Source organism: Alcaligenes sp. (assembly GCF_050255915.1).
GTDB lineage: Bacteria > Pseudomonadota > Gammaproteobacteria > Burkholderiales > Burkholderiaceae_B > Alcaligenes > Alcaligenes aquatilis.
On sequence record NZ_JBFWIQ010000003.1, the window covers coordinates 81,796 to 98,815 of the forward strand.

The window sequence follows — 17,020 nt, forward strand, 5'->3', positions numbered from 1 at the left end:
ACACGGGGGCATCTGGCCCCCGTTTTTTATTCGAGGATGTGCGATGTTCAGCCGTACCCGAGTCAAGATTTGTGGCTTTACCCGAGCGCAGGATATCGATGCTGCCGTGCAGTTGGGCGCAGATGCAGTGGGGTTTGTTTTCTACCCGAAAAGTGCTCGCATGTTAAGCACGGAGCACGCTGTCTCCTTGCGCGCCCGTGTGCCGGCGTTTGTGCAGGTGGTCAGCCTGTTCGTGAATGCCTCCGAGAACGTTGTGCGGGAAATTCTGGAACAGGTACAACCCGATTTGCTGCAATTTCACGGTGAAGAAAGCCCGCAAGAGTGCCGGCGCTACGCACATCCCTATATCAAGGCTTTTCGGGTGGGCGCGCCCGGTCTGGATACAGTGGACGGTTTGCTGGAACAGTGCCTGAATTATCGCGATGCACGCGCCTGGTTGATGGATGGTTATCACGATGCCTACGGTGGTACCGGCACGGCCTTTGATCCCGAACTGATTCAAGGTTTGCAAGCACGTCTGCAAGACCAGGATGGCCTTCCTCCCTTGGTTCTGGCCGGAGGGATGCGTATTGACAATGTGGCTGAGCGAGTGGCCTTGCACCGCCCGTATGCCATCGATGTCAGCAGTGGGGTAGAGTTGGAACCCGGTATCAAGTGCCACACGAAAATGGGTCAATTCATGCAGATCTTGGGCAAGGCCTCCTGACTCAGGGAATCTTTTAGCCGCGCCGCTGTCTGTCTTTATTGCCCCGACCCGCTTATGGCGGGTCTCTTTTTACTTGGTCTTGTCAGGATTGATGTTTATGCAAAGCATACAGCTCGGCCCCTTTACCTTTGCCACCTCTTTGTTTGCTTTTATGGTCGCGGCATTACTGGGGTTGTTTCTGGCCGCCTGGCTGGATAGACGCAGGCAGACCCGGGCCGAATCGGTCTTGTGGCGGGCGATTATTTTGGGCGTGCTGGTTGGACGTTTGGGCTTTCTGATTCAGCAGTGGGAGTTCTACCAAAGCGAGCCATTGCACTGGCTGGATCTGCGTGACGGTGGCCTGATGATCCCTGCCGCTGTGACGGCAGGCTGGTTTTATGTGCTGTGGCGTGTGCTGCGTGATAAGGCGATGCTGCCAGCCGTGTCCGGCGGCCTGGCCGTGGGTGTAGCCGCTTTTTCTTTGATCATGGTGGCAGTCGGCCGAGGCGGTGTAGAGCCGACCATGCCATTGCCCGAAATAGACCTGATCCCCATGCAGGCTGATTTCAGCGCGCCGCAGAGCCTGGATCAATATCAGGGGAAGGTGACGGTCGTCAATCTGTGGGCCAGTTGGTGTCCTCCTTGTCGTCGAGAAATGCCGGCTTTCAAGCAGGTGCAGTCCAGCCGTTCGGATGTCAATATTGTGTTTGCGAATCAGGGTGAGGAACTGGGTGAAATCCAGAAGTACCTGATGGACGAGAACCTGGAGCTGGGCAATATGTGGCGTGACCCACAAATGAAACTGGGCCAGGCCGTACGTAGCCGAGGCTTGCCAACCACCTTGTTCCTGGACGAGCAGGGCCGTTTGGTGGATGTGCGGGCAGGGGAGTTATCGGCAGCAACCTTGAACGACAAGATCAATAAGTTGAAGTGAGCAGTTTGGATGTAGCGTTGTTTGGCGCGTGTTGAGCAGGGCGTTGGAGCAGTAGCGTGCTTCAGCGCTCTTTTTGTTTGGATGGAAAATACAAGTTTATGGAGACGCTTGTTAGGAATGATTTACTTGTTAATTGTTTGCTAGTTTGGTTTTTAATTATTTTTATAAAATTATCTAACTTTTTTAATTAATCTATTAGTTAGGCGTAGTGCTGGATGTTGATTGTTTAATTCAATCGGTAAATAGTACCTCCTTAAGAATGTAAATTAGTATTTGCTGCTACTATGTGCCGAGGTTTCTCATCTGTTTATAAGGGTTTAGCCATGAATTTGACAGATAAAGGCACGAAAACCGCCAAACTCTCAGCGCCCGATAGAATCATTTATGCAGACAGATATCTTATTCATGGTCCGGATGATATTACGGCATATATGAAAGGCGTTTGCTATGACGCCGCAGCGTATATGCGTTATTTGTATAACGCCAAAATTAGTTATGAACAATTAACGTCCATATCTGCCCAGAACTGGCTGCCTTTATTTAATTTTTCAAAAGGTAGGAAGTGGGATGGGCAAAGCTCTTTGCCCGGAGGCAAGGCTATTGGATTCTGTCGAGTCGCAGGCATGCAGTTCTTCCATGCCGCCATTGCGGTGGGTGGAACGGAGATCAGAGCGATTAATGGCGGTCTGCTGGGGACAGGGTGGCTGCATCCTGTTGATTTGCGCAAGGTGCTGAATCAAAAGAATCCTGATGGCTCATTCAGGTACGATGGCACCACTATTTTTGTGTACATTTCGGATCTATAAATAAGCTCAAACCAGCCCTTGAAAAGGCGTTCGTAAACTGCCTATCAAGCTGCCTTGATGAACTATTCAACGTACCGGTTGGGGTTTTGCTTCCAGCCAGTAAAATGGCCCGGTTTCCAAGAAACCAGGCCATATTCATTTGTCCTTCCGATCAGGCACGTTGCAGTTGTGCTTTTTCATTTGGTGTTTCTGGACGCTGCGCATATTTATTCGCAATGAATGCACAAGCCATCAATTGAATCTGGTGGAAGATCATGATGGGCAGCAGAGCTGGGCCAATCGCAGCACCGGTAAACAGGACCTGGGCCATGGGCACGCCGGTTGCCAGACTTTTCTTGGAGCCACCGAAGACAATCGCAATTTCGTCTTCTTTATTAAAACCCAGTTTACGAGCCAGCCAAGTGGTCAGGAACAGGATGATGGCCAGCAAGACCAGGCAGACCACAGCCAGAATAGCCAGAGACTTGGGCGGTACGGTCTGCCACAGTCCACCAATGACCGAGGCGCTGAAAGCGGTGTAGACCACGAGCAAGATCGAGGACTGATCGACGCTGCGCAGCCATTTGCGGTTGCGATCCATCCATTTGCCAATCAGGGGGCGCATCAGGTGGCCGACGACAAAGGGCAGCAACAACTGCAGGCTGATCTTTTTGATGGCATCCAAGGTCGAGGCGGCCGAGCCACCATCAGCATCCAGCAAGAGCTTGAGCAACACTGGCGTGAGCACAATACCGATCAGGCTGGAGGCTGATGCGCTACAAATGGCAGCAGGTACGTTGCCACGAGCAATGGAGGTAAAGGCAATGGCCGATTGCACGGTGCCAGGCAGGGCACACATGTACAGAATGCCCACAAACAAAGGCATGCCCAGCAATGGCAGCAAGATGGGCTTGGACAGCAGACCCAGCAGCGGAAATATGACAAACGTGCAGCCAAAGACCAGCAAGTGCAAACGCCAGTGGGTTGCTCCGGCAATGATGGCTTCGCGGGACAGCTTGGCGCCGTGCATGAAGAACAGTAGGGCAATGGCCAGACCAGTGATCACATCGAAGATCACCGCACCTTGGCCGTAGGCGGGAAAGAAACTTGCCAGTGCCACCACGCTGATCAGAATCAGGGTGAAGTTGTCAAAAAGCAGTCGTAGTTGAGAGAGCATGGATTTGTTAGAGGCTTGAAAGGCTTGTGTTATGAAAGGCCTCACTGTACCGTAGACTTTTTTGGGGGTTTATCGCTAAACGGATATGGATTATCGACAAACGGACATTCTGATGCCGGCGGAGCCAATTCCAGCGAGTTTGCAGCAGTTGCGCTACCTGCCCAGGCCGTTGTATGGCCAGGAGCGTACCTTGCCCAATCAAGCTATTGCTCGTCCTCATCGACATCCCTGGGTGCAGTTTTCCTATGCTCTGACTGGGGTGATCGAGGTGCGCACGGCCAGCGGTCGTTTCATGGCGCCGCCTCAGCAGGCGGTATGGGTGCCTGCAGGCGTTGAGCATGGGGTGCGTAGCTCGCCCGATGCTCAGATTCGTAGTCTTTATATTGATGTCAGTGCCTTGCCTGAAGCACCAACGGCGTGTCGCGTGGTGATCGTAGACCGTTTGTTGCGCGAGCTGATTCGCGAGTTCAGCCTTTTGCCTGTGTTGTATGAGCGAGAGGGGGCACAGGGGCGCCTGGTGCAGGTCTTGCTGGATCGTTTGCTGGCTGCACCTGAAAGCGGCCTGATTCTGCCCTGGCCTTCGGACCCGCGCCTCTTGCAGGTGTGTGAGCAATTGCAGGCCCACCCATCGGGCGACTGGAGTTTGCAGGATCTGGCAGGGCAACAGGGTTTGTCAGAAAAAACCTTGAGCCGTTTGTTTCGCCAGCAAACGGGGTTGACGTTTCGGGTCTGGCGTCAACGCTTGCGTGTCATGAGTGCCTTGCCTCTTTTGGAGCGACATGAAAGGGTGACTGATGTCGCCCTGGCATGCGGCTACGACAGCATGTCGGCCTTTGTAGCGGCTTTTCGGGATTTGATGGGTCAAACCCCTGGCGAATTTTTCCGTCGTCCACTGGGGCCGCTGGACGAGTAAATCTGCACAAAATGGCACAGCAGACGACGGGCGTCAGGCGTGTCCTGAATGGGGTCTGCCAGGGTTTTCGGGTCTATGCCCTGGGCTCGCCAGGACTCAGCCTTTCGCAGCACGCAGTATCGCAGCAGGCCGGCAAAAAACTCAGGGTGAAACTGGATTGACCACTGCGCGGGGCCGTACCGCAGGATTTGATAGGGGTCGTGGGCGGAACTGCCCAGCACTTGCACATGGTCCGGCAAACTCAGCACACTTTGCTGGTGCGTGAGCAGGGCAGGGAACTGCATGGGCAGATGGGTCAGCAACTCATGCTCGTGCGCCTGCTCGGACAGGTGAATGGGTAGATAGCCCACCTCGGCCCCCAGAGGATGGTAATCCACACGTCCGCCCAAGGCGTGAGCCATTAATTGATGACCGTAGCAAATACCCAGCAAAGGCATGGGGGTCTGATAGCGCTCCCGAATCCAGGCGGCCAGATTTTCGCTCCAGTCCGGCTCGTCAGTGACCATGCTCCAGGAACCGCTGATCACGACAGGGTCCGGGCAGTCTGCTGCGGGCAGGGCCTTGTCCTGATGGACTCGCCAAGTGTGGACATTCACCTCCAGAGCTTGCAAGGCACGTTTGAACCAGGCGTTCTGATTCCCGAAACGTTGCTCCACATCCGGTGGAGGGGAGCCGGCTTGCAGAAAATGCACGTCTATCATGTCTGTCCCCGCAGCAGGCCCCAGGTGGCCATGCCCAGACCCAGCATCAGCAAGGAGCCGACGACATGGATGGCGATGCCGCCCAAGGCCCAGATATAACGCTGTTGCATCATCAGGGTCATGATTTCGGCAGAGAAGGTAGAGAAGGTCGTCAGGCCGCCCAGGAAACCTGTCATGATGAACATGCGCCAGCCTTCGTGGCCCAGCCCCAATCCGCTGAAATAGGCCATCGCAATGCCCATCAAATAGCTGCCAAGCAAGTTAGCCAGCAAAGTACCGGGGGGCAGCGTAGGGAACAGGACATTGAGACCTTGGCTCAGGAGCCACCGCAGCAGTGCGCCCAGTGCACCTCCGGCGGCAATATACAGCATGGCTACGGGCATGAAGCACCTTCGGGTAGGGGGCAAACTGTCAGCGAGCAGTCAGCCGGTCGCGATATATACCTTAGATAGCGTGTTATTATGCGCCTCTATAGCTGAAAAGGCGACCTTGCCCAAAGCGCTGTAGCCAGCTAATGTATGAGCGCAATTATCAGACGGACCGCCGTGGATTTCGGTTAGCCCGCCCTTTTTTTGGAGACTTTGTGGTGAGTATTTACGATCAGGATTTGCCCCAGACAGACGCCAATTATCGTGTTTTGTCGCCGCTGGATTTCATCGAGCGCAGTGCTTTTGTCTACCCTGACTACCCGGCTCTGGTTTACGGGCCCGCCCAAAACGGCATCAAGATGAACTGGTCGCAGCTTTATGCTCGCACCCGTCAGCTAGGTAGTGCCTTGTCCAAGGCAGGGATAGGCAAGGGCGACACCGTGGCTGTGATGTTGCCCAATACTCCGCCCATGGTTCAGGCTCACTTTGGCGTGCCGATGTGCGGCGCCGTGTTAAACACCTTGAATACCCGTCTGGATGCCAGCACCATCGCTTATATGCTCGATCACGGCGAAGCGCGTGCGGTTCTGGTGGATAGCGAATTTGCCGCCGTCATGAAAGAAGCCCTGAGCCTGCGCGAAAGCAAAGAGCCCATTCTGGTTATTGACGTCGTGGACACTTATTTTGACACTGGCGCAGAGCGCATCGGCTCGCAAACCTATGAAGAGTTTGTTGACGGAGGTGACCCGGATTACGAATGGCAATTGCCCGCCAACGAGTGGGATGCAATTGCCCTGAACTACACCAGCGGTACTACCGGCAAGCCCAAAGGCGTGGTCTATCACCACCGTGGCGCGTATCTGGGGGCCTTGTCCAACGTCTTGGAATGGGACATGCCCAAGCATGCGGTCTATCTGTGGACCCTGCCCATGTTCCATTGCAATGGTTGGACTTTCCCTTGGGTGATCGCGGCTCGTGCTGGCGTGAACGTCTGTTTGCGCAAGGTGGAAGCTCAGGCCATGGTGGACAATATGGTCGATTATGGCGTTACCCACTACTGTGGTGCGCCCATTGTGCATTCCTTGCTGGTCAACTCCGACGAAGCCTTGAAGTCCCGCCTGCCCAAGGGTGTGTCGGCCATGGTGGCAGGCGCTGCACCTCCAGCCACCATGATCGAAGGCATGGAGCGTATGGGTTTTGTACTGACCCACGTTTATGGCCTGACTGAAACCTATGGTCCAGCCTCGGTCTGTGCACAACATGCTCCCTGGAATGAACTGGGCATTCAGGAACGTGCGCAGCGCAATGCCCGCCAAGGCGTGCGCTATCACCTGCAAGGGGCAGTGCAGGTTCTGGATCCACAGACCATGCAGCCTGTACCTGCAGATGGTCAGACCATGGGCGAGATCATGTTCCGTGGCAACATCACCATGAAGGGCTACCTGAAAAATCCCGAAGCCACTCAGGAGTCCTTGGGAGCAGGCTGGTTTCATACTGGCGATCTGGCAGTGTGCGAACCCGACGGCTATGTGCGCATCAAGGATCGCAGCAAGGACATCATCATTTCCGGGGGCGAGAATATTTCCTCCATCGAGATTGAAGACGTCATGTATCGGCATCCGGCCGTGCAGGCGGCCGCTGTCGTCGCTCAGCCTGATGAACGGTGGGGCGAAGCGCCTCATGTCTACGTGGAACTGCGTCCCGGTGCGGAAGTCACCGTGGAAGAACTGCGCGCGCATTGCCGTCAGTACTTGGCTGGCTTTAAAATACCGCGACATTTCAGCTTTATAGAGTTGCCCAAAACGGCAACAGGTAAAATACAGAAATTCGCGCTGCGTCAGCAGGCCAAGCAAGCCGCTTCGGACTAAGACCAGCGTTTTCTAAAAAGCACACAGGTCGCTTTATGCGGCCTGTCTGCACTTAAGGAACAGGACGGTTAGGAATGCCATCTTTTGACGTTGTATCCGAGGTCAATACCCACGAGTTGCGTAACGCAGTCGAACAAGCCAGCCGCGAGTTGGCTACCCGTTTTGACTTCAAAGGTACGGATGCCAAATTTGAACTTGAAGACGAGAACACCATTTTGCAGTCGGCTCCCAGCGTGTTTCAACTGGAGCAAATGATGCAGATTTTGCGTGGTCGTATTGCAGCCCGTGGTATTGATGTGCGTTGCCTGGATACGGAAAAAGTGCTGGAAAACGTGGCCGGTGCCCGTCAGAAAGTGAAAGTGCGCCAGGGGCTGGATCAGCCTACGTCCAAGAAGCTGATTGCCGCCATCAAGAACGCCAAGCTGAAAGTGGATACGCAGATTCAAGGTGAGAAACTGCGTGTGACTGGCAAAAAACGGGACGACTTGCAGGCTGCCATCGCGTTGCTTAAACAGACCGAGGTGGATTTGCCTTTGCAGTACGATAACTTCCGCGATTAACAAAGTAAAATGGCACGGTGGTGGTAGTAGGCCGCTGTGTAGTAGGTATGACTTTACAGATTGAATTAATGCGTTTGCACGATCTGGACCAGGTGCTGGAGGTTCAGGCTGATGTGTATGACGCGGATATTCTGGAAGACCGCAGCTTTTATCAGAACCGCCTGGAACTGGCGCCGGAGAGCTGCTGGGTGGCACGCGATGCCGACGATCAATTGCAAGGGTATTTGGTGTCCTATCCCTGGGCGGGGCTGTTGCCGCCGTCCCTGGGGGATGCCTTGAAAAGCTTGCCTGCGCCTGCAGACCAATGGTTTATTCACGATTGCGCCGTGATGCGCCGAGCACAAGGCCGTGGTGTGGCCGGGGCCTTGTTGCAGGCCGGTCGTCGCTACGCCTGGCAGCGTGGTCTGAGTCGTTGCAGCCTCGTGTCTTTAGGACCGGCAGTAGGGTATTGGCAGCGTCTTGGCTATAAGCCCATTGAAGGTGTTCCTGCTCCCGTGCTGGAAGCAAAGTTGCGTCAGTATGGCGATCAGGCCAGTTTCATGGACTGTCTGATTGTCTAAAAAATGGCCGGAATATTCCGGCCATTTTTTATTTCAGGGCGCTGTGATAAGAGCGTGTGGTGTATTGATTCTGTTTAATGAGATTGCACGTTTTTTTATCAGGACGGCAGCCAGAAAATGGGAAAATACACGAATGATTGCCCCCCGATCACACAGAAAGATGTTTATAGCAATCTGCTGAGACTGCGTACTATCAAGCTGGCACCAATCAATATCAAGGTAGCAAAGGTGATGTGGCGTACTGCGTTCACGCTGATAGGGGGCGGAAAGCGTTGTGTGAGGAGGGTGACCAAGGCCACGCAAGGGACGGCTAATAAGGTGGTGGTCAGCGTAGCTTTCGGAAAGCCGATAGTAATGAGCTCGTACAGACTGCGGGAAAAGGCAGTACATGCAAAAATCAGCAGCAGCATATTGCGAGTGACGGTCAAGCTGATGGGTTGCCTGTACAAGTGAAAAATAATGGGTGGCCCAGGAATACCAAATAAGCCCCCACATAGCCCAGAAATAAAGCCTACGGAGAAGAAAGATCGTAGGCGGGATATCTTTTTCTGTTGGCGGGGGCGTAAGGCAAAGGTGATGCCGCCATAGCTAATCACGCAGCCCAGCAGGAGCTCCAAAATACTGGTGGCCTGGGTATTTAGGAAATTTAATAGCACGACACCCAGTATGCTGGCGGGGATGACACCCAATAGGGTGGTATTTGCCAAACGCCAGTCTATATGGTGCAGGTGTCGAGGTAAGGCGACACCGCTATTGACCAGGCTTACCAGGCTGACTACTGAGGCAATAAATGGCATGTCAGTCAGCCCTGCAGCACTGTTGATCCCTATAACAATCATCGCCAGACCAAAACCTGTGACGGTTTGAAAATAGGTGCCGATAGCAATAATGAGCAGTAAAAGCAGTGTGGAGGTCCAGCTCATGATGTGGACAGCGCTTGCAAACAGGTGATAGCGATGACAGCGTAAATATCGTCACTGCTGCAGCCTCGGGAAAGGTCGTTGGCAGGTTTTCGTAAACCTTGTAGCAGGGGGCCAATAGCGGTCAGTTGGCCCAGACGTTCAGCGGCCTTGTAAGCTATGTTGCCTGCCTCAAGGTTGGGGAAAATTAATACGTTCGCCAGTCCCTTCACATGTGAATCAGGTAGTTTGCGCGCCGCAATAGCAGGTACTAAAGCGGCATCCAACTGTATGTCTTCATCAATGGCTAAATCAGGGCAACGTTGCTTAACCAACTGTGCGGCCTTGATAACCTTATCGACGGCGGGGTGGTTCGCGCTTCCGGCAGTAGAGAAAGACAGCATGGCGACACGCGGTTCCGTCTGCAGCAAGGCTCGGGAAGACTGAGCAGCCGCTTGGGCAATACAAGCCAGTTGTTCGGCAGTAGGGTCAACCACTAAACCGCAGTCACTAAAAATCATTCCTCCTTGAAAGGGGTGGTGGGCTTGGCACATCAGCATCAAGAAAAAGCTGGACACCAGCTCTGCCCCAGGTGCTTTCCCGATTAACTGCAAGGCACAACGAACCACATCGGCAGTGCTATATACAGCCCCAGCAACAGAACCACCGGCAACACCGCTATGCACCAGCATGTTGGCAAAACATAAGGGGTCTTGTATTTGAGTCGCGGCATCTTCGGCGCTCATGCCTTTGGGAGCCCGCAGGGCTAACAACTGTGTCTCCAGGCAGGCCCGCAAGGTGGAGTCACGAGGATCTTCGATGCGCAGGCCCTTCAGTGAAATCGCATGTTGTTGAGCGCAAGTCTCAATAGCGACGCGAGACCCCACGACAATAATCTGAGCGACGCCGTCGGTTTGGGCGCGTTGCGCGGCGCTTAACACTCTAGGGTCATCGGCCTCGCACAATACGATGGTGGCAGGTTGACGACGTGCCGCCTCAATGATGTTGTCCAGTAAGCGCACTCTATACCTCTTCTTGATTATTGAGATTAATTGTTCTGTTTAATGAGATATATAGCAGATTTTTTGGGTTTGCAACAAGATTCAAGTATTTTTTGCTATACAATGGCCTGTAAAGAGTCTAAAAAATGAGTCCTGTATATGACTGAAAAACAAGCAAAAGTACGTGAGTCAAAAGTAAAGAACGCTGGCGATACACCCACTATGCGTTTGTTCAGCATCTTGGAACTCATTGCCAGTCAGGATCGTATGTTTGCTCTGCAGGATGTGGTCGATGCGATTGAGCTGCCCAAACCAACCGTGCATCGTATGTTGCAGCAACTGGAAGGGGCCGGTATGTTGGCCCGCGATACGGATGGCAGGCATTACTGTGTGGGCGGACGTTTACGTCGCCTGGCTGAAGATTTACTGCTCAACGACACGAAATACGGTGCCAGGCGGGCGGTGCTGCGCAATTTGGGTAACGAGCTAGGTGAAAGCTGTAACTTGACGGCACTGTCTGGTGGTGAGGTGCTCTATCTGGACAGGGTTGAAACCGAGGCGCCTTTGCGCTTTTATTTACGCCCCGGATCACGAGTGCCTATCCATTGCTCTGCCAGCGGTAAAGTGCTGTTGGCACAAATGAGTCCTGCACAACGTCGCCGTTTGTTGGCCGAGATTTCCTTGGAAAGCTATACCAAAAACACCATCACCACCTTGGATGAGCTGGAAAAAGAGTTGGCGCTGGTTAAGGAATGTGGCTATGCCTTCGACAACGAAGAGTTTTTGCCTGGTTTGTTTTGTGTGGCGGTATTGGTGCCTCGCGCTGATGGCGGGCGCTCCAATATGGCGGTTGCCATGCAAGCACCTGTGATGCGCATGACACCCGATAAGGCGCTGTTGTGTTTGCCCGCATTAAAACGGGCGGCTACCGCTTTGGCTAAGATTGAGACCCAGGGCCACAGCGAGTAGGGCGTAGGCTACGCACAAAGTCATCCAGAAAGTGGTTATCCAGGCCGTGCTCAAAATCTGCAATCAGCGTATTCGTATAGAGCCGACTTAGATCCAGACCTATGCCTATACCCCACACCTCTATGCCTTGTTGGCTTGCCTGTGCCAACACCTGTAGCAGGTGATTTTCCAAATAATGTTCGTGGTTGCCGAGCTTGGTCGCACTGTCCATCGGACAGCCATCCGATAGCACATAGAGAATCCTGCGTTCGCTTTGTTGTGACAGCAATCGTCGGCATGCCCATTGCACGGCTTCGCCATCAATGCCTTCACGGTAATAGTCCAGTTTCATCAGTGCGGTGATGTCTCGGTTTGCTCGTTTCCAAGGTGTGTGTGCCGACTTGAAAATACGATGGCTGACTTCATTTAATCGGCCCGGATTGGCAGGGCGTTGCCGTGCCATCCAGCGCTTAAACGGCTTGCCGCCATTCCATGCATGCGTCGAGAAACCCAGCACCTCTGTTTGGGCACCGGCTTGTTCCAAAGTGCGGCTAAGCATGTCCACCATTAGCGTTACCGTTTCGGCATGGTGTTTCATTGAACCTGAGCAATCTACCAGGAAGCTGATACTGCATGGTGTATGGGCGGCCAGCATCGCTTGTCTGAACAGACGACGCTCGTTGGGGTTGCTCACCAGTTGACTTAGCCGTGCACCATCAATGTACCCATCTTCTTGATCGTTCTCCCAGCGCGGGTTGCTATATACCGTCAAGGCACGCCGGAGGCGTTGTACCAGCAGGTTCAGGTGCACGTGCTGGTGGGCAATACGCTGATTAATCTGCTCCCTATAGGCGTTGAGCAACTCGGGACGTATGAGTTCGGCCAGCTGCTCTTCTTTGTCATATTGCTCGTCGTACACCTGATACTGTTCTTGCGTATGCTGAGACGGCGGCTCGGTATTGCTGATAGTGTGTGCAATTGACGCCACTCCGTCCCCATCAAAATCCAGCAGTAACGAAAAATCATCCCACTCGGGTTCATTTTCCGGATCGTTTGCACAGGCAGGCTGTGCTTGGCGCATCGCTTCCACTTCTTGCTGCACCAGTGCAGCTACCTGTAGTGCGTAGGTGGCGTATGTGGTCTGGTCATTACGGTGCTTGCGTAATTGATACAGCAACGGGCCCAGCTCCGGCGTTAAGCCAGCACGGGTGCTTTCAATGAAATCCTCGGTTTCTGCATAGACGGGCAGTGCATTCAAACGGCTCCAACACATCTGTGCCACGGTATAGAGCCAAATGCCTAACTCACTTTCCGTGTGGCGGGCGTGGTAGTAACCTGCCGACCAAAAATAGAAACGTTGCTGCAAATTATGGCGCATGCCGGGCATAGAGCTTGGGGCTAAAGATTCGGTGCGCAGCGCCTCCAGCCAATCAAAAATTAATCGGGATACGGCGGTCGAGGGCATCAGTTGCTGATGCAGGCTGCTGCGGGTATGCAGTAAACGCAAGGCGAGGCTATCGCTCACGCCCCGCATGCTTTGTAGGGTTTCTATTTTATGTAAATGCAGGTGAGGAGCCAAAGCGACCAAGGGGCGATTGGCTTTGAAAAAAAGTTGCTGTCGTATGTGTACGTGTGCATCGTCGGCCAAGGTGCGTGTCACCATGGCGCTTAGTTCACGTATGCGGCGTTGCTCACGCAGATCAGGCTTGGCTGGGGTGCTCATGCGGTGTTCCTGGGTCAGGCGGTTGCGTCGCTGGGTACCAGCTCTTCGTTAAAGCAGCGTTGATACAGCTCCTTTACCAGGTTTTGTTCACTTTCATCGCATTTGTTGAAGAAAGAGACGACAAAAGCACGGCGCTTGTCGTGAAAGAGGGTGCAGTTCTCCGCCCAGGTAATTACGGTGCGCGGTGACATTAGCGTGGATAAATCGCCCACAGAGAATGCTTGTCGGGTCAGGTTGGCTAGCGCCACCATGGCTTGTATATCGTGCTTGCCCTGCTCGGTATTTTTACTGGGCACGCGTCCCAAAACAATGGCTTCTTCTTGGGCGGCAGGCAGATAATTCAGGGTGCTGACAATGTTCCAACGATCCAGTTGGGCATGGTTCAGGCTATGAGTACCTCTATATAAGCCAGTCTGATCGCCTAGGCCCAAGGTGTTGGTCGTGGCAAAAATACGGAAGTAGGGGTGAGGGTGCAAAACACGGTTTTGATCCAGCAGGGTAAAGCGGCCATCTTGTTCCAGTATCTGTTGAATCACGAACATTACATCGGGTCTGCCTGCATCGTACTCGTCCAGTATCAAGGCCATCGGGCGTTGCATTGCCCAAGGAATAACCCCCTCCTGAAAGCGTGTGACTTGCAGCCCGTCTTGAATGGTAATGGTGTCTTTACCTACTAAATCTAAGCGGCTGATATGACCGTCCAGGTTCACGCGTATACACGGCCAATTCAGTCTGGCGGCCACTTGTTCTATGTGTGTGGATTTCCCTGTGCCGTGTCTGCCTTGTATGAGGACGCGTCGGTTGTGAGCGAAGCCGGCAAGCAATGACAAGGTGACCTCAGGATCAAAACGGTACGCCTTATCAAGAGCAGGGACGTACTCTGAGCGTTCACTGAAAGCCGGTACATGCAATGCGCTTTTTATACCAAATTCCGTATTTACTGAAACGGTATGTTCGGGTATCTCTGTTTTTTGCGACATCTTTACTCCTTTAGCTCAGACTTAGGGTTTCCATCTATTTATACACAATTTATGGTACTAAATATATCGAATATCGAGATTATTAGCTATTTTCTGATTGACAGCCTATTTTTTTCTCGATAAGGTGATCAAAAGATCTCGAATAATAAGATTTTTGATAGATATGGTGTGCCAGACACTGACTTTGTATATCAATGGAGACTAGGTGATGAGCCAGGTAGCAGATAACCGTAAACCGGTAAGCGGATTAACAAAAATGACCCCGTCAGAGGCGTTTGTAGAGACCATGGTGTCCTACGGCGTGAAGGATATGTTTGGGATTATGGGGTCCGCTTTTATGGACGCCATGGATATTTTTGCTCCAGCAGGGATCCGTTTGATTCCTGTTGTGCATGAGCAGGGGGCGGCGCACATGGCTGATGGTTATGCCCGCGTATCCGGTAAACATGGTGTGGTGATCGGCCAGAACGGCCCTGGCATTAGTAATTGCGTGACCGGCATTGCAGCCGCTTACTGGGCGCATAGCCCCGTGGTGATTGTGACGCCAGAAGCAGGTACCAATACGATGGGGCTGGGTGGCTTCCAGGAATGTAATCAGCTGCCCATGTTCCAGGAGTTCACCAAGTATCAAGGGCATGTCACCAATCCTGCTCGTATGGCCGAATACACCAGCTTGTGTTTCGAGCGTGCGATGACAGAAATGGGGCCCACCCAATTGAATATTCCACGTGACTACTTCTACGGTGAAGTGACATGTGAGATCCCTGCACCTCGCAAACTGGATCGTGGTCACGGCGGTGAAAAGGCACTGGAAGAAGCTCTGGAATTGCTGTCCAAGGCTAAATTCCCAGTCATTATTTCTGGCGGCGGGGTGGTCATGAGCGATGCTGTCGAGGAATGCAAAGCCTTGGCCGAGCGCTTGGGAGCACCCGTTGTAAATAGCTATCAGCACAATGATTCGTTCCCTGCCAGCCATCCACTGTGGTGCGGTCCTTTGGGTTATCAAGGTTCGAAAGCAGGTATGAAGCTGATCTCGCAAGCTGATGTGGTGATTGCCCTGGGCACGCGATTGGGACCATTCGGCACCTTGCCTCAGTACGGTATTGATTACTGGCCTACAAACGCCAAGATCATCCAGATCGATGCCGACCACAAAATGCTGGGTTTGGTGAAAAAAATCTCCGTTGGTATTTGCGGTGATGCCAAGGCTGTAGCCAAAGAATTGCTGGCTCGTGTGAATGCACAGGAGCTGGCAAGCGATGCAACGAAAGACGAACGTGCAGCGACCATTGCTGCAGAGAAAGCAACATGGGAAGCGGAGCTGGATTCGTGGACACATGAAACCGACCCATACAGCTTGGACATGATTGCTGAAAACGCCAAAGAGAAAACCTTTACTGGCGGAGAGTACCTGCACCCGCGTCAAGTATTGCGTGAGCTGGAAAAAGCCATGCCTGACGACGTGATGGTGTCTACCGATATTGGGAACATCAACTCTGTGGCTCATAGTTACCTGCGCTTTGAAAAACCACGCAGCTTTTTTGCACCGATGAGCTTTGGTAATTGTGGTTACGCTTTGCCAACCATTATTGGTGCCAAAACAGCTGCGCCCGAGCGTCCCGCCGTGTCGTATGCCGGTGATGGCGCATGGGGCATGAGCATGATGGAAATCATGACAGCAGTGCGTCATGAAATTCCAGTGACGGCGGTGGTTTTCCATAACCGACAGTGGGGTGCCGAGAAGAAGAATCAGGTGGAGTTCTACAACCGCCGCTTTGTCGCCGGTGAACTGGACAATGCCTCGTTTGCAGACATTGCCAAAGCCATGGGGGCGGAGGGTATAGTCGTGGACCGTTTGGAGGATGTGGGTCCTGCATTCAAACGCGCGATTGACATGCAGATGAAGGAGGGGAAAACCTGCGTGTTGGAAATCATGTGTACCCGGGAACTGGGCGATCCGTTCCGTCGTGATGCACTGAAGCGTCCTGTGCGTTTGCTGGAAAAATATAAAGACTACGTCTAATTTTTTCAGATTGAGTGGTGCCTGGAGGGGTTGCTTTGCCCCTCCTGTTGAGGTCAACAAAAGAACAGGCTGTTTTATGGAAGATGCACTCGTTATAGCAGGCCGCTCATACCAATCCAGACTGCTGGTAGGCACTGGCAAATACAAGGACTTTGTTGAAACCCGTGAAGCTGTTGAGCAGAGCGGGGCAGAGATTGTCACGGTTGCCATCCGCCGTACCAATATCGGTCAGGAGGCGGGTGAGCCCAGTTTGCTGGACTACGTTTCTCCGCAGGACTACACCTATTTACCTAACACGGCAGGTTGCTTCAGTGCCGACGATGCAGTACGCACACTGCGCCTGGCGCGTGAGCTGCTCGATGGCCACTCCTTGGCAAAACTGGAAATTTTTGGGAGTGAGAAAAACTTGTATCCCAATATGCCTGAAACCTTGAAGGCCGCGCAAACGCTGGTTAAAGACGGTTTTGATGTGATGGTGTATTGCTCTGACGACCCGATACAAGCTCGTATGCTGGAAGACATGGGGTGTGTAGCCATCATGCCACTGGCCTCCATTATCGGCTCGGGCATGGGTATCTTGAATCCATGGAATATACGTCTGATCCTGGACCAAATAAATGTACCTGTGCTGTTGGATGCCGGGGTGGGAACGGCTTCAGATGCCACCATCGCCATGGAACTGGGGTGTGATGCGGTGCTGATGAACTCTGCCATTTCCTACGCACAAGATCCCATTCGTATGGCACGAGCCATGCGCAGGGCCGTGCAGGCGGGACGCGATGCGTTTTTAGCCGGACGCATGCCCAAGAAACATTATCTGGCCGAAGCCTCATCGCCTACGACAGGGCTCATACATAGCAATGCACGGCCGGTAGTGCAATAACGACGATAACTG

17 protein-coding genes are annotated in these 17,020 nt (G+C 53.2%); 10 read left to right on the forward strand and 7 right to left on the reverse strand.

What is annotated here, in order from left to right; translation table 11 throughout:
* The first annotated feature begins 43 nt into the window (after positions 1-43).
* The 3 genes from AB7E06_RS04460 (at position 44) to AB7E06_RS04470 (ending at position 2,425) form a co-directional block, all read left to right on the forward strand.
* The gene (locus tag AB7E06_RS04460) at positions 44-706 is read left to right on the forward strand and encodes a phosphoribosylanthranilate isomerase (protein WP_094196922.1); all 663 of its coding nucleotides are present in this window, start codon (positions 44-46) and stop codon (positions 704-706) included.
* A 97-nt stretch (positions 707-803) separates the two neighbouring features.
* Positions 804-1,619: a TlpA disulfide reductase family protein gene (locus AB7E06_RS04465; protein ID WP_094196921.1), complete on the forward strand. Its 816-nt coding sequence runs from the start codon at positions 804-806 to the stop codon at positions 1,617-1,619.
* A gap of 323 nt (positions 1,620-1,942) precedes the next feature.
* Entirely contained in the window at positions 1,943-2,425 is a 483-nt protein-coding gene (locus AB7E06_RS04470) for a type 6 secretion system effector deamidase TecA (RefSeq protein ID WP_427955363.1), read from the forward strand.
* A gap of 151 nt (positions 2,426-2,576) precedes the next feature.
* Here the strand turns inward: AB7E06_RS04470 and AB7E06_RS04475 are convergent, their stop codons facing one another.
* On the reverse strand, positions 2,577-3,581 hold the full coding sequence (locus AB7E06_RS04475; RefSeq protein WP_094196920.1) for a bile acid:sodium symporter family protein: 1,005 nt from the start codon (positions 3,579-3,581) through the stop codon (positions 2,577-2,579).
* A gap of 85 nt (positions 3,582-3,666) precedes the next feature.
* Between AB7E06_RS04475 and AB7E06_RS04480 the strand changes: the two genes are divergently transcribed.
* Entirely contained in the window at positions 3,667-4,494 is an 828-nt protein-coding gene (locus AB7E06_RS04480; protein ID WP_094196919.1) for an AraC family transcriptional regulator, read from the forward strand.
* On the opposite strand, the gene AB7E06_RS04485 is transcribed toward AB7E06_RS04480, so the two are convergent.
* Positions 4,443-5,195: a glutamine amidotransferase gene (locus AB7E06_RS04485; protein ID WP_427955368.1), complete on the reverse strand. Its 753-nt coding sequence runs from the start codon at positions 5,193-5,195 to the stop codon at positions 4,443-4,445. The two genes, AB7E06_RS04480 and AB7E06_RS04485, sit on opposite strands and share 52 nt — an antisense overlap.
* Positions 5,192-5,578, reverse strand: a complete 387-nt coding sequence (crcB, locus tag AB7E06_RS04490; protein WP_108727567.1) for a fluoride efflux transporter CrcB — start codon at positions 5,576-5,578, stop codon at positions 5,192-5,194. Before crcB ends, AB7E06_RS04485 begins: the two co-directional genes overlap by 4 nt.
* Before the next feature lie 200 nt (positions 5,579-5,778).
* On the opposite strand from crcB, the gene AB7E06_RS04495 reads away from it, so the two are divergent.
* The 3 genes from AB7E06_RS04495 to AB7E06_RS04505 all read left to right on the forward strand — a co-directional run bounded on the left by AB7E06_RS04495 (position 5,779) and on the right by AB7E06_RS04505 (position 8,551).
* Positions 5,779-7,431 (forward strand): acyl-CoA synthetase, encoded by a 1,653-nt coding sequence (locus AB7E06_RS04495; RefSeq protein ID WP_094198364.1) that lies wholly within the window; start codon positions 5,779-5,781, stop codon positions 7,429-7,431.
* 74 nt (positions 7,432-7,505) lie between these two features.
* Positions 7,506-7,991, forward strand: coding sequence for a YajQ family cyclic di-GMP-binding protein (locus AB7E06_RS04500; RefSeq protein WP_094196916.1), 486 nt, complete (start codon positions 7,506-7,508; stop codon positions 7,989-7,991).
* 47 nt (positions 7,992-8,038) lie between these two features.
* On the forward strand, positions 8,039-8,551 hold the full coding sequence (locus AB7E06_RS04505) for a GNAT family N-acetyltransferase (RefSeq protein ID WP_427955373.1): 513 nt from the start codon (positions 8,039-8,041) through the stop codon (positions 8,549-8,551).
* Positions 8,552-8,715: 164 nt separating this feature from the next.
* Here AB7E06_RS04505 and AB7E06_RS04510 read toward each other — a convergent pair whose 3' ends face one another.
* Together AB7E06_RS04510 and pta are read right to left on the reverse strand one after the other, a co-directional pair.
* Positions 8,716-9,474, reverse strand: coding sequence for a sulfite exporter TauE/SafE family protein (locus tag AB7E06_RS04510; RefSeq protein ID WP_230017946.1), 759 nt, complete (start codon positions 9,472-9,474; stop codon positions 8,716-8,718).
* Positions 9,471-10,472, reverse strand: coding sequence for a phosphate acetyltransferase (pta, locus tag AB7E06_RS04515; RefSeq protein WP_427955377.1), 1,002 nt, complete (start codon positions 10,470-10,472; stop codon positions 9,471-9,473). Before pta ends, AB7E06_RS04510 begins: the two co-directional genes overlap by 4 nt.
* A gap of 138 nt (positions 10,473-10,610) precedes the next feature.
* Here pta and AB7E06_RS04520 point away from each other — a divergent pair, with 138 nt between their 5' ends.
* Positions 10,611-11,420, forward strand: coding sequence for an IclR family transcriptional regulator (locus AB7E06_RS04520; RefSeq protein ID WP_094196913.1), 810 nt, complete (start codon positions 10,611-10,613; stop codon positions 11,418-11,420).
* Here AB7E06_RS04520 and AB7E06_RS04525 read toward each other — a convergent pair.
* Both AB7E06_RS04525 and AB7E06_RS04530 read right to left on the reverse strand, forming a co-directional pair.
* Positions 11,389-13,122, reverse strand: coding sequence for a cobaltochelatase CobT-related protein (locus tag AB7E06_RS04525; RefSeq protein WP_427955381.1), 1,734 nt, complete (start codon positions 13,120-13,122; stop codon positions 11,389-11,391). The two genes, AB7E06_RS04520 and AB7E06_RS04525, sit on opposite strands and share 32 nt — an antisense overlap.
* A gap of 14 nt (positions 13,123-13,136) precedes the next feature.
* Complete coding sequence (locus AB7E06_RS04530; protein WP_094196911.1) at positions 13,137-14,102, reverse strand: AAA family ATPase; 966 nt, start codon at positions 14,100-14,102, stop codon at positions 13,137-13,139.
* Between the two features lie 208 nt (positions 14,103-14,310).
* Here AB7E06_RS04530 and xsc point away from each other — a divergent pair, with 208 nt between their 5' ends.
* Together xsc and AB7E06_RS04540 are read left to right on the forward strand one after the other, a co-directional pair.
* Positions 14,311-16,125 carry a sulfoacetaldehyde acetyltransferase gene (gene xsc / locus AB7E06_RS04535; protein WP_427955384.1) on the forward strand — a complete coding sequence of 605 codons (1,815 nt, stop codon included), beginning with the start codon at positions 14,311-14,313 and terminating at the stop codon, positions 16,123-16,125.
* A gap of 76 nt (positions 16,126-16,201) precedes the next feature.
* The gene (locus AB7E06_RS04540) at positions 16,202-17,008 is read left to right on the forward strand and encodes a thiazole synthase (protein ID WP_094196909.1); all 807 of its coding nucleotides are present in this window, start codon (positions 16,202-16,204) and stop codon (positions 17,006-17,008) included.
* Positions 17,009-17,020 lie beyond the last annotated feature (12 nt).

Excerpts from the sequence above, each read along its gene's own strand:
- AB7E06_RS04460 (WP_094196922.1), top strand. The coding sequence starts at position 44 with ATGTTCAGCCGTACCCGAGTCAAGATTTGTGGCTTTACCCGAGCGCAG.
- AB7E06_RS04465 (WP_094196921.1), top strand. The coding sequence starts at position 804 with ATGCAAAGCATACAGCTCGGCCCCTTTACCTTTGCCACCTCTTTGTTT.
- AB7E06_RS04470 (WP_427955363.1), top strand. The coding sequence starts at position 1,943 with ATGAATTTGACAGATAAAGGCACGAAAACCGCCAAACTCTCAGCGCCC.
- AB7E06_RS04475 (WP_094196920.1), bottom strand. The coding sequence starts at position 3,581 with ATGCTCTCTCAACTACGACTGCTTTTTGACAACTTCACCCTGATTCTG.
- AB7E06_RS04480 (WP_094196919.1), top strand. The coding sequence starts at position 3,667 with ATGGATTATCGACAAACGGACATTCTGATGCCGGCGGAGCCAATTCCA.
- AB7E06_RS04485 (WP_427955368.1), bottom strand. The coding sequence starts at position 5,195 with ATGATAGACGTGCATTTTCTGCAAGCCGGCTCCCCTCCACCGGATGTG.
- crcB (WP_108727567.1), bottom strand. The coding sequence starts at position 5,578 with ATGCCCGTAGCCATGCTGTATATTGCCGCCGGAGGTGCACTGGGCGCA.
- AB7E06_RS04500 (WP_094196916.1), top strand. The coding sequence starts at position 7,506 with ATGCCATCTTTTGACGTTGTATCCGAGGTCAATACCCACGAGTTGCGT.
- AB7E06_RS04505 (WP_427955373.1), top strand. The coding sequence starts at position 8,039 with ATGACTTTACAGATTGAATTAATGCGTTTGCACGATCTGGACCAGGTG.
- AB7E06_RS04510 (WP_230017946.1), bottom strand. The coding sequence starts at position 9,474 with ATGAGCTGGACCTCCACACTGCTTTTACTGCTCATTATTGCTATCGGC.
- AB7E06_RS04520 (WP_094196913.1), top strand. The coding sequence starts at position 10,611 with ATGACTGAAAAACAAGCAAAAGTACGTGAGTCAAAAGTAAAGAACGCT.
- AB7E06_RS04525 (WP_427955381.1), bottom strand. The coding sequence starts at position 13,122 with ATGAGCACCCCAGCCAAGCCTGATCTGCGTGAGCAACGCCGCATACGT.
- AB7E06_RS04530 (WP_094196911.1), bottom strand. The coding sequence starts at position 14,102 with ATGTCGCAAAAAACAGAGATACCCGAACATACCGTTTCAGTAAATACG.
- xsc (WP_427955384.1), top strand. The coding sequence starts at position 14,311 with ATGAGCCAGGTAGCAGATAACCGTAAACCGGTAAGCGGATTAACAAAA.
- AB7E06_RS04540 (WP_094196909.1), top strand. The coding sequence starts at position 16,202 with ATGGAAGATGCACTCGTTATAGCAGGCCGCTCATACCAATCCAGACTG.